Origin of the sequence: Spirillospora sp. NPDC046719 (assembly GCF_040645715.1) — a bacterium.
Taxonomy (GTDB): Bacteria; Actinomycetota; Actinomycetes; order Streptosporangiales; family Streptosporangiaceae; genus Spirillospora.
In genome coordinates this window covers 16,548-28,612 of record NZ_JBEYYT010000082.1, presented here as the reverse complement: position 1 = coordinate 28,612, position 12,065 = coordinate 16,548, and the positions used below count along the sequence as shown (strand labels likewise).

Annotated in this window: 7 protein-coding genes; 1 reads left to right on the top strand and 6 read right to left on the bottom strand. The window is 72.2% G+C overall.

The genetic code is table 11. The features are described 5' to 3' along the window. Positions 1-92: 92 nt before the first annotated feature. Positions 93-1,127: a CDP-alcohol phosphatidyltransferase family protein gene (locus ABZ914_RS16805; protein WP_500193786.1), complete on the bottom strand. Its 1,035-nt coding sequence runs from the start codon at positions 1,125-1,127 to the stop codon at positions 93-95. Between the two features lie 185 nt (positions 1,128-1,312). Between ABZ914_RS16805 and ABZ914_RS16800 the strand changes: the two genes are divergently transcribed. Continuing rightward, a complete protein-coding gene (locus tag ABZ914_RS16800) occupies positions 1,313-2,827 on the top strand; it encodes an O-antigen ligase family protein (RefSeq protein WP_500193785.1) in 1,515 nt (504 codons plus the stop codon). 39 nt (positions 2,828-2,866) lie between these two features. On the opposite strand, the gene ABZ914_RS16795 is transcribed toward ABZ914_RS16800, so the two are convergent. From ABZ914_RS16795 to ABZ914_RS16775, 5 genes are all read right to left on the bottom strand, one after another. Beyond that, positions 2,867-4,045, bottom strand: coding sequence for a glycosyltransferase family 4 protein (locus ABZ914_RS16795; RefSeq protein ID WP_500193784.1), 1,179 nt, complete (start codon positions 4,043-4,045; stop codon positions 2,867-2,869). Further along, positions 4,042-4,824, bottom strand: coding sequence for a hypothetical protein (locus ABZ914_RS16790; protein WP_500193783.1), 783 nt, complete (start codon positions 4,822-4,824; stop codon positions 4,042-4,044). Before ABZ914_RS16790 ends, ABZ914_RS16795 begins: the two co-directional genes overlap by 4 nt. A gap of 115 nt (positions 4,825-4,939) precedes the next feature. Further along, positions 4,940-8,347, bottom strand: a complete 3,408-nt coding sequence (locus tag ABZ914_RS16785) for a bifunctional glycosyltransferase/CDP-glycerol:glycerophosphate glycerophosphotransferase (protein ID WP_500193782.1) — start codon at positions 8,345-8,347, stop codon at positions 4,940-4,942. Positions 8,348-8,437: 90 nt separating this feature from the next. Then, a complete protein-coding gene (locus ABZ914_RS16780) occupies positions 8,438-10,672 on the bottom strand; it encodes a bifunctional glycosyltransferase/CDP-glycerol:glycerophosphate glycerophosphotransferase (protein ID WP_500193788.1) in 2,235 nt (744 codons plus the stop codon). A gap of 95 nt (positions 10,673-10,767) precedes the next feature. Next, positions 10,768-11,949 (bottom strand): acyltransferase family protein, encoded by a 1,182-nt coding sequence (locus ABZ914_RS16775; RefSeq protein WP_500193781.1) that lies wholly within the window; start codon positions 11,947-11,949, stop codon positions 10,768-10,770. Positions 11,950-12,065: the final 116 nt, after the last annotated feature.

Here is a 12,065-nt window from a genome sequence, read left to right as displayed (position 1 = left end):
CGGGACCTCCAATGCCCAACGGCCCGGCGGTAAGCGCGCATGGTGCGCGCTTCCGCCGGGCCGTCGCGAGTCGTGGAGGCCGGCGGCGGCGGTCAGCCGGAGCTGCCGACCACCGCGGCGCCGGAGTGCGCCGGCTCCTCGGCGGGCAGCTGCGCCCGGTAGCCCTCGATCGTGCCGTTCAGCTTGGCGAGGCTGCGGCTGTAGTCCCGGCTGGACAGCCAGAACTTGTAGATGATGAACAGCTCGAAGGCCAGCATGCCGGCGGCGCTCACGCACACGACGGGGATGATCGCGCCCGGTACGGCCGCGGCGATCACCGGGGCGACGATGAACACGCCCATCTGGAACTCGATGCCGCTGATCAGGTGCGGGCGGATCCGGCCCCGCAGCAGCACGTTGCGGATCCGGATGTACCAGGGGAACCGCTTGTAGAAGCCCGCCTGGAGGTCGGCGTTGGCGCGCTCGGTGTCGCCGACGACCTGCTCCTCCATCTCGGGGTCGGTGCCGAGCGCGCCCTCGGCGGAGCGCAGGTCCGCGCCGACCTCGGCCGCGTCGGGCAGCGCGCCCTGGTCGCCGTCGGCCCGCCGGACCGCCGCCTCCAGCGTCTCCGCCTCCTGGCGCGCCTCCAGCAGCGTGGTGCGCATCTGCGAGCGCACCTTGTAGATCTCCAGCGCGTCCATGTAGCGGAGCATGTCCAGGAAGACGACGCCGAGCGCCGTCCACACGTAGGCGACGTTCCCCGTCGCCGCGTACTGCCCGGCCATCAGCGCGATCGCGCAGGCCAGCACGCGGACCCGGTCGAAGATGTAGTCCAGCCACGCGCCGAACACCGACCCGGTGCCCTTCAGTCGCGCGATCTTGCCGTCCATGCAGTCGAGCGTGAACGACAGGTGGTACAGCACCGCGCCGGCGAGCAGCCACGGCCAGGACGCCACCGCGAAGCAGGCGCCCGCGCCGAGACCGAGGATCAGCGCGCCGACGGTGAGCTGGTTGGGCGTGATCCTGGTCCGGTTCGCGGTGAACTTCACCAGGCGAGCGGCGAGCGGGTCGACCAGCAGGACCGTCCACCACGCGTCACGCGCCTTGTACGTCCGTTGCCGAACGTCGTCGAGCGTGAAGTTCGCCATGGAGGGGTTTCCTTTCGTCCCGGGACCGCTCGATGGTATCGGCTGTCCGGATGCGGTCTCCGGCATTGTCACCGAGTCGTGACTCCGTTAGTGGGACGCATGGGACGAGCAGGGCGCCGGCACCGCCTGTCCAGATCGTTTTGATGGGCGTGGCTGGGTAGGCTTTGGCGGTGCGCGTCAGACCTATGGCAGTTCTTGCCCAATTGCCCTTCGCCTGCGTGCTCGTGGCGGCCACCTGGATCCGGATCATCGCGGTCCGCGGCTACCCCGCGCCGCACTGGACGGGCGACTCGCCCAGCTACCTCGAAGCGGCCCTCAAGCTCCGGCCCGGTGAGACGCGCCCGAGCGGCTACCCGATCCTGCTGTGGGCGCTGAAGCCGTTCCACTCCTTCACCGTGATGGTGTCGGTGCAGCACGCCATCGGGCTGCTCGGCGGGGTCCTGGTGTACCTGCTGGTGTGGCGGGCGGGCCGGGCGGCATGGCCCAACGGGCCGGACGGGAGCGCGGGGCGGCTCGGCTGGCGGTACCTCGTGCCCGGGCTGCTCGGCGCGGCGCTGACGGTGCCGGTGCTGCTGGACAGCTACCAGATCGCCCTCGAGCACATGCTCATGTCCGACTCGCTCTTCACGTTCCTGCTGCTCGCGGCGGTGACGGCGGCGCTGTGGCGGCGCCGGGCGACCTGGTGGCTCGGCGCGCTCGCCGGGATGTTCGCCGCGTTCGCCGCGGTGACCCGCTCGGCGGGCCTGCCGCTGATCGCCGTGATCCTGCTCGGCATGCTGCTGCGCCGCGCGGGCTGGCGGCCGCTCGTCGCCGCGCTGATCGCGTTCGTGCTGCCGCTCGGCGGCTACATGTACTGGTTCAAGGAGACCTACGGCCAGTTCACCGTGACCAAGGCGAGTTCCATCTGGCTGTACGGCCGCACCGCCGCGTTCGCCGACTGCGCCAAGATCAAGCCGAGCCCGGAGCTGCGGATCATGTGCCCGCCGCCGGACGAGGACCCGCAGATCGCGCCGGCGTTCGTGGTGCTGTGGACCGCCGACTCCCCGTTCCACCGGATCCCCGGCTGGATCACCGGCGACCAGGCCAACCGGATGGCGAGCGACTTCACGAAGCAGGCCATCGAGAAGCAGCCCGGCGACTACGCGCGCGTCGTGGTCCGCGACACCTGGCGGTCCTTCGACTGGAAGCGCGAGCCGTACCCGACGCCGTGGACCTGGCTGGAGTACGTGTTCCCCAAGGGCGAGTCGTGGGACGACGAGCAGGCCCTCGTAGCGGAGAAGTACGACCCGTCCGGCGGGGAGACGAAGGTCGTCCAGCCGTGGGCCGGGAAGATGCTGTCCTACCAGGACCGCATGTCGATGCCCGGCACCGTCCTCGGGCTCGTCCTGCTCGGCGGGCTGGTGTTCGCGTTGCCGCACTTCGGGCGGCGCGGCACCCGGTGGCGGCTGCTCGGGCCCGTCCGGCACTGGGGGACCGGCGCGCTGATGCCGTGGGGGACGAGCCTCGCGCTGCTGGTCATCCCGGCGGCGACCGCCGACTTCGACTACCGCTACGTGCTGCCCGCCGTGCCGTTCGCGTGCGTGGCGCTGGGGCTCGCGCTGCTGCCGTCGCCGCGCCGCGTCCGCGAGGACCCGGTGGGCGAGCCCGGCCCCGGGCAGGACGACGACGAGCCCGCCGCCGAGGAGTCGCTCAGCGCCTAGCCCCGTCCCGCTGGCGCCGTCCCGCCGGCGCCGCCCCCGCTAGCGCCGCCTCGTCCGGCGGGGGCGGGCGTGCAGGTCCGCCAGCATCCGCTCCCAGGCGGCGGCCACGACCGCTATGTCGAACCGGGTCGCCGCCGCGACGGCGTTCGCGGCCATCGTCAGGCGGAGCTCCTCGTCCTCGATCACGCGCAGCAGCGCCCCGGCGAACGCGTCCGGGTCCTCGGGCGGGACGAGCAGCCCGTCCCGGCCGTCGGTGATGATCTCGCGGGGCCCGCACGGGCAGTCGAAGCCGACCACCGGCAGCCCGCACGCGAACCCCTCGATGATCGTCATCCCGAACGACTCGGCGCGCGAGGACACCGCGAGCACCGACGCCTTGGCGAGCTCGCCCTCCATGTCGTCGGTGGGGTCCATCATCAGGACGTTGTTGTACAGCCCGAGGCGGGTCGCCCTGCGGCGCAGCTCCTCGCGCCGGGGCCCGTCCCCGTAGATCCGCAGGCTCCACTCCGGGTGCTTCTCCACGACCTGCGCGAACGCGTCGATCAGCAGGTCGTAGCCCTTGATCCACACGACCCGGCCGGCCGCGACGACGATCCGGTTCTCCTGCCGGGACCGCGGATGCACCCGGGGCGGCAGGCCGTTGGGGATCGCGCGGACCGGGCACGACCCCGGCGGCAGCAGCTCCTCGTAGGCGGCCCGGTCGGCGGCGGTCAGGCAGGTGAGCGCGTCGAGCCGCGGGTACCACTCCTTGATCTCCGCGAGGATCCCGGGCTCGTTGATGCCGAGCTGGAGGTGCTCCTGCCCGACGACGACCACCCGGCGGGGCGCCAGCCGCGCCGCCGCCAGGTTGAGCCCGGCGCGCGTCGTGACCAGCACGTCCGTGTGCAGGTGCCGCAGGAAGCGGGTGAGCCGGTCGTCGGTCCAGGCGCTGTACTTGTTGAAGCTGCGCTCCTCCGGGTGGACCATCGCGGACGGCTCCGGCATCAGCCGCTCGGCGCGCGCGGTGTTCGGCCACGGGACGGTCGCGCCGGGCCGTACGTCGACCAGGGACCGCAGCCGGACCCGGTCCGACAGCGGCAGGACGGGCCGGTCCCGGTCCCGCAGCACGCTCACGACCTCGACCTCGTGCCGCCGCGACAGCTCGTCGGCGAGCGTGAAGGTGCAGCGGACGGTGCCGTCGATGGAGAAGGCCTCCAGCAGCAGGAACGTGATCTTCACGCGCCGTCATCCCCCACCGGCCGGCAGGAGACCGCCAGCTGGTCCCGCTCGGTGTAGTACGGCCGGACGGCCATCTCCCGCCCGCCCGGCGCGGCGACCTGCCGGGGGTAGGACAGCTTGCCGCGCTTGCCGGGCGCGTCGTCGAGCCAGGTGCCGAGGCGGGCGTGCACGTCGCCGACGTCGAGCCACAGGTCCCACAGGGCGGGCTCCGCCGCGGCCAGCGCGTCGACCGCCAGGCGGCAGCGGAAGCCGGTGCCGTCGAGGGCGGCCTCCCCGGTCACCGCGGCGCCGCCGTCGCGCGGCGCGGCCACGAGCCGCGCCGTCTCGCCGGTGCGCGGGCCCGTGTACGCGAGCCACCCGTCGATCCGGATCTCGCCGTCGCGCGGATGCACCGCCGCCACCTCGGCGTGCGGGGAGACCGTCCGGACGCGGAGCCGGGCGTGCCCGTTCCGCGTCCGCACCGCCCGGACGGCCCGGTCGCGCGGACGGTCCGCGTAGGCGCGCAGCCCGTCCAGCGAGAAGCCCGGGTCGTCGGTCAGGATCGGGCGGGCGGAGCCGTCGCCCGCGCCCCTGCCCGGCCCGTCCGCCGCGGCGTCCGTCTCGATGAGGGGCTCCCAGGTGCCGGTCGCCAGGTCGCCGACGTGCACCTCCAGCGACCGCCGGTCCGCCGCGACGGGCACCGGGCGCGTCTCGCCCGACGCCCGGTGCCGCAGCACGACCCGCCGCCCCTCCGGCAGAGGGTCGTGCCACCGGATGCGCAGGCGGTCGTCGGAGCCCACGCGGCAATGGTTGGCCACCGCGTCCAATGTCCGCAGCCTTCCCCGATGTCGCTTGTGCCAGGCGGGTAGCCTATCAACGCATCGATGCCGGACGGTCACGGATGGCGACAGTTGATCACCCTTGGGGCGGGAACACCCGGTCCACGGTGCGCGCCGCGGCCTTCCCGTCGTCCAGCGGGCAGAACCGCGCCACGAAGTCCTTGTACCGGTCCTGGTGCCCCGCCGTCGCCGCCTCGACGTCGCGGATCGCGTCGATCAGGTCGTCGGAGGTCTCCACCAGCGGCCCCGGCGCCTCCGCCTCGAAGTCGAAGTAGAAGCCGCGCAGCCGGTCCCGGTAGTCGGCCAGGTCGTAGGTGAAGAACAGCATCGGCCGGCCGGTGTTGGCGTAGTCGAACATCACCGACGAGTAGTCGCTGATCATCATGTCGGAGATCAGGTACAGCTCGGTGATGTCCGGGTACAGCGACACGTCCCGGACGAAGCCGTGCTCGTCCTCGGTGATGCCGTCCACCACGTTGGAGTGCAGCCGGACCAGCAGGACGTGGTCGTCGCCCAGCGCGGCGCGCGCGCGGTCCAGGTCGAGGCGCATGTCGTGCTTGTACCGGCCGCGGCTGTAGTACTGGTCGTCGCGCCACGTCGGCGCGTACAGCACGACCCGCTTGCCCTCCGGGATGCCGAGCCGCGCCCGGACCGACCTCGCGACCGCGTCCGCCTCCGGGCTGTACAGCAGGTCGTTCCGCGGGTACCCGACCTCCAGCATCTCGCCCTTGAACGCGAACGCGCGGCGGAAGATCTCCGTGCTGAACGGGTTCGGCGACAGCAGGTGGCTCCACTCCGGGACCGCCGGGCCCTCGGGCTTCTTCTCCTTGCTCTGCAGCGCCGACTTCATCCCCGGCGCGTACGCGAAGTGGACCTCCTTGACGTCCCGGCCGATCTTCTTCAGCGGGGTGCCGTGCCAGGTCTGCAGGACGATCTGGTCGGGGTGCCGCTGGAACCAGTCGCCGAGCCGGTGGTTGGTGACGATGTAGCGGGACGTCGTCACCGCCTCCTGCCACTCCTTGCCGTTCAGCCGGACGGCCTTCAGCGTGTCCGGAAGCTCGGCCTGCGCGTCGTTCACGACCCACAGCTGCTCCAGGTCGGTGCCGCGCCGCAGCAGCTCCTGGTGGATCGCCTTCGGGCTGTCGGAGAACTGCCGCCCGTTGAAGCAGGAGAACAGCACCGCGTCGCGCAGCCCCTCCCGGGCCACCCTGCGGCGCGCCTCCTCCCGGTACTTCGGGCCCGCGCTCTTCTCCTCGCCGGACACGTCGCCGGTGACCGCGATGACCAGCCGGCCGTCCTTGGTCTCCAGCGCGTAGCCGCGGCGCGCCACCTCCAGCGGCCCCGGCAGGGTGCGCTGCGCGGCGTCCGTCAGCCGGACCGTCAGGGCCCGCCCGCCCGGCGGCCGGAACAGCACGTCCCAGCGGCCCGGCCGCAGCGGCAGGATCCCCGCGACGCTCGGCACCGCCGCCGCCGGCACCTCGGCCCGCAGCGTGCCCGAGCCGTCCGGGACCAGGTCGAACGCGTGCTCCTTGCGGCGCCCGCGGCCGCGCACCACGATCTGCCCGGCCGTGTGCGCCGTGTGCGTCGCCGCCAGCGACAGCGTCCCGTCGGGGCGCCACACGCACTCGCTCACCGACAGCCGCGTCGTCGCCCGCCGCACCCGCACGTACCCGCCGGGGCCGTGGCCCGCGCTGACCTCCAGCGCGCCGGACGTGCGCCGCGCCTCCTCCACGCCCTCGGCGAGGACGAGCGGCCGGCCGTCCGCCGACAGCGTCCAGTCGCGGGTGTCGTCGATCGCGTCGGGGTCGATGTCGACGTCCAGCGCGTCCGGGTCGACGCGCGCCGTCCACCCGCCGGGCCGCTGCGTCACCGGCACCGGGACGCGCGCGTCGCCGAGCGTCAGCACCAGCTCCGCGGGCGGGCCGCCGTCCGCCTCGACCTCGATGAGCAGCGCGGGGCCGTCCCAGCGCAGCGCCGTCGCGCGCTCCCGGACCCGCTCCACCTGCACGACGAGGTACCCGTCCACGACCTTCGGGACGACGCGCACGTCGTCGGCGACGTACCGGTAGGGCGGGTGCGCGCCCGTCCCCGAGCCGCCGCCGCGCACCGGCCCCTGCCGGAACACGCCGGCGTTCAGCACCGAGGCGTGCACCTCCCAGGTGCCCTCCGCCCAGCCGCCGCGCTCCTTCAGCTTCGCCGCGTCCAGCGCGAACTCGAAGCCGGTCCAGCCGCCGGACGCCTTGCCGGGCTTCGGGGTCTGCCGCGCCTTCATGAGGATCTTGCGGCGGCCGTTGCGCAGCGTCACCGCCTTGATCGACGTCCAGCGGCGGCGGGAGCTGACCGAGTTGATGTACGCCTCGCCGGTGACGACCAGCCGGTCGCCCTCCCAGCGCACCGCGTGCACCCGGCCCCGCATCTTGACCTCGTCGCGCGCCCGGTACACGTCGCGGGGGACGTCGAGCTTCGCGTCCTTCCAGTACGGGTACACGACGTAGCGGCGCAGCGGGTCGCGGACGATCGACGGCGAGGACTTCCCCCGCTCGTACCGGACGACCTTCACCAGCTCCATCGTGTGGCCCTCGGACGCGAGGTGCCACTTCAGCCGGGTCAGCGCGGGCGCCTCGGCGAACACCTTCGGCGACACGCCCTTGGCGTACGCCGCCGCCTGCGCGACGACCTGCTCCCGCTCCTCGCCGGACAGGTCCGGCAGGGCGTCCAGGAACATCTTCAGCTCGGTGGTGACGAGGGCGAGCTGCAGCCGCCGCAGCTCCTTGACGTCGCCGCGCTCGGCGACCCAGGACGTCGCGAGGTTCGCCGCGCCGAAGCCGTCCGCGATGTCCTGCGGCTCGGTGGTCGGCTGATGGCGCGGTCCGCGGCGGTGCAGGACGGGGCCCGGCACGATGTCGACGGACTTCGCCAGGTGCACCGCCCGCACCACGACCGGCAGGTCGTCGTAGCGGCCGAGGTCGGGGAACTCCAGGCCCGCCGCGTCCCAGAACGAGCGGCGGAACAGCGACCCGACGATCCGGCGGCGGTTCAGCAGGTCCGGGCTGCGGTGCAGGTCGGTGGCCTTCGCGGGCGCCGGCGCGTCGCCGCTCGCCTTCCACTGCGACACCTGGCCCGTCCACCGGCGGGCCGCGTCGGGCCCGGTCGCGAACTCCGCCCCGGACGCCTCCAGCGCCGTCAGCAGCGAGGCGACCGCCTCCGGCGGCATCGGGTCGCCGCGGTCGGCGAAGAGCAGGAACTCGCCGCGGCTCTCGGCCACCCCCAGGTTGCGGGCCGCGCCCCGGCTCGGCGCGCCGCTGCGGACGATCCGGAACCGGTCGTCGGGCAGCTCCGCCCGCGCGGCCGTGCCGGTGCCGTCGTCCACGACCAGGACCTCCAGGTCCCGGAACGTCTGGGCCGCGAGCGAGTCCAGGGCGTCGCCGAGGTCCTCTCCCGCGCCGTGCGAGAGCACGATGACACTGATCCTGGGGGCGGTCATGCCCACTCCTTCGAGGGCTGTGCGAGCCGGAGCCGGCGGTCCGGTCGCGGACGGTCAGGAAAAAGAGTGCGGCGCCCCGGCGCGCCGCCGCTACGCCGGGCCGGACGCCGCGGAGGAGGCCTCGGCGGAGGCGTCGGGGGAGGGCGCCGCGGACGGCATCGGCGGGAGCTGCTCGCCGAGGAACACCCGGCGCACCGCCCGCTCGGCCGCGTGCCCGTCGTCCCAGGGGCAGAACCGCGCCCGGAACGCCTCCAGGTTCTTCGCCGCCGCGTCGCCCCACGCCGCCCGGGACGCGAACGCCTCGACGAGCTCGGACTCCGCGTAGGCGACGACGCCCGGCGGGAACTCGGTCAGGTCGAAGTTCACGCCCCGGGTGAGCTTGTAGGTCTCCCAGTCGTTGGCGTAGATGACGATCGGCTTGCCGAGGTTGGCGTAGTCGAACATGACCGACGAGTAGTCGGTGAGCAGCGCGTCCGAGGCGATCATCAGGTCCTCGACGGAGGGGTGCTTGGAGACGTCGATGACCTGCTCCTCGTTCCAGCCGAGGTCCGCCGCCATGTTCTTGAGCTTGTAGTAGTAGTGCGCGCGCAGCAGCAGGACGTGGTCGTCGCCGAGCTGCTCCATCACGCGGCCGATGTCGAACATCGGGGCGTAGCGGCGCTGGTAGTCGCGGTGCGTCGGCGCGTACAGGATCGCCGTCTTGCCCTCGGGGACGCCGAGCTCGTCGCGCAGCCGGGCCTGCTCCTCCGGCGTCGCGCGCACCAGCCGGTCGTTGCGCGGGTACCCGATCTCCAGCAGCTCGTACTTGCAGGGGAAGCCCCGCTCCCACGCCTCGCTCATCAGCGGGTTGGCGGACAGCAGGAAGTCCCAGCGGTCGGACCGCTCGATGAGCGCCTTGAAGTCCATGTCGGCGGCGCCGACCGGGTACTCCATCTGGTCGAGGCCCATCTTCTTCAGCGGCGTGCCGTGCTGGGTCTCCAGGTGCACCTGCCCCGGCCGCTTGACGAGGTTGTCGGGGAAGTTGACGTTGTTGACGAAGTACTTCGCGGCGGCGATCGTCCGGTAGTACTCCGCCGACCCGGCCACCACGTACTCCACGCCCTCCGGCATGGTCTTGCGCGCGCCCGGCTTCACGATCCACACGCAGCGGATGTGCGGCGCCAGCTCCCGGACCTTCTCGTAGATCGCGGCCGGGTTGCAGGAGTACCCGCGGTACCAGTAGGCGGCGAACACCGCGAGGTTCTCCTCGATCGGCAGGTGCCGCCGCATCGCGTAGTACCGCTCCTTGGCGAGCTCCTTGGAGCGGACGACGCCGCGCTTCTGCAGCTTGCGGACCTTGCGGCCGCTCTTCTTCGCCTTCGTCGTGAGCCCGGGGGTGTTGAGGCGCTCCCAGGCCCGGAAGTCGCCGCGCTCGATCGCCCGGTGCTTCTCGGCCAGGTTCGGCTCGTCGTCCGGCGGGACGTGCCCCGGCGGCTTGTAGCGGTTGTAGGTCTTGGTCATCTCGGCGAAGAACCGCGGCTTCTCCGAGGGGTACACGCGGTCGGCGCGCTCCAGGATGACCAGCAGGTGCCAGATCGTCCGGTCGAACATCAGCGGGCGGAACCGGTCCATCCTCGGGCCCAGGTGGTCCATGAACGCGAAGATGCGGTCGTACTGGTCGAAGGCGTCGAAGTGCTTGTCGCTGGCCGTCTTGGTGATCGCGCCGCTGCGGCGCTGCCGGTAGATGTAGCAGACCCGGTCGAGGAAGCTGACCCGCTCGGCGGCCATGAGGACGGGGTAGGTGATGCTGACGTCCTCGTAGTAGCCGCTGTTGAAGCGCAGCCCGTGCTCGATCATGAACTCGCGGCGGATCGCCCGGTTCCAGATCGAGGTGAACATCTCCAGCAGGCTCGGCCGGTCGGCGAGCGTGAACACCTCCGGCGCGGGCGGCTCGCGGAACAGGTGGTTGATGATGCTGCGCTTGACCCGCCCGTTCCAGTAGGACCGCGCGTAGTCGAACATCAGCACGTCGGGCCGGGTCTCGGCGAGCCGCTCGCAGATCGCCTTGACGGCGCCCTCGGTGGCGTAGTCGTCGCTGTCGAAGAACCAGACGTAGTCGCCGGTCGCCATGTCCAGCCCGACGTTGCGGGCCTCGCCGAGCCCGACGTTCTCGGTCAGATGGCGCACCTTCAGCCGCGAGTCGCGCTCGGCGTACTCGTCGAGGATCTCCCCGCAGGCGTCCGGCGAGGCGTCGTCGATCCCGATGATCTCCAGATTCGGCACGTCCGGGACCAGCAGCGAATCCAGGCACTGCCGCAGGTACCCCTGCACTTTGTGCACGGGCACGATGATGCTCAGGGAGATGTCGTATTCACTGCTCACACGAACGCCAATCAACTACTCGATGAATCTGGATCATACCCGCATCCGGCAGGTAAATCTTATGTCCTGCCATGAGAGGGCTTGAGTAGCCATCGCCCCTTCGGCTCGATCGCCCAATGGGTGAGCCGCTGCACGGGCGCGGTGCCGAGCAGCACGCCGGCGGCGAGCGCCCCCAGCGTCGCCGCGACCGCCCCGGCCGGGGTGTCGAAGAAGTGCGCGTCGAAGACGCCGCCGTAGTCCAGCGTCTTCACGATGAGGCCGTGCAGCAGGTAGACGTACATCGTCCGGGTCCCGAGCGCGGTGTACCAGGCCCGCCCGCGCGGGACGGCCGCGAGGAACGCGACGCCGAGGACGGCGGCGATCGCCATGGCCAGCAGCCGGTACCCCATGCCCTCGAGCGCACCGAAGTGCATGTGCTCGTAGCCCTCGTTCCACAGCAGGACGCCCCGCTCGACCCTGGGCAGCACGGTCCCGCGCTCCCACACGTAGGCGACCGGCAGGGCGGCGGCCAGCACGGCGAACCCGGCCCAGCGCGTCCACCCGCGGCTGCGCGGGGCCTGCGCCAGCTCGGGCCTGATGGTCAGGCCGAGGACGAAGAACGGCAGCAGTGCCGCCGCCCGGCACAGCGTCGAGTCGCTGTTGAAGCTCCAGCTCCCCGCCACCAGCGCCAGCGCCACCGACACCGCCACCGGGTGGCGCAGGTGCCCCCACAGCGGGGCGCTCAGCCGCCACAGCACCAGCGCGACGAGGAACCACATCAGGAACTGCGGACGGAAAAGTTCGTGCAGCCGGAATTCATTTCCCCGGATGGCGACGAGCTGCAACCGGTAAAGCACGTCGAAGATCACGTACGGAACGACCAAGGTGGGGAAAATAACCCGGAATTTGTCGGTCGACCGCATGAACCCGCGGGCGAAGTAACCGGAGACGAACACGAACACCGGCATGTGGAAGCCGTACACCAGGGTGTAGGCGGCCTCCACCGCGTGGCTGCCGTTCCGGAGGACCTCCCAGACGTGCCCGACGACGACCAGGAGGATGAGGAAGAACTTGACGTTGTCGAAGTAGGGGTCGCGCTCGCGGCGCGGAGCGGGGGGCGCCGGTGTCGTCCGCGGAGCGGGCACCGGCCCGCCGTCGAGGGGCCGGCCGGGCTCCGGCGGGCGGCCCGGCTCCAGGGAGCGGCCGGGGTCGGCGGGGCGGCCCGGCTCCGGGGGGCGCGGCTGGGGGAGGGTTTCCGTCATGTCTCCGAAGGATTCATTTCGTCCGTGACAACCGTTCACGTGCGGGCAGGGCGACTCTAGTCCGCGATCGGCGGCCCTGGGGCCGGATGGGAGATTGTTCCGGTTCCGTGCCGCCG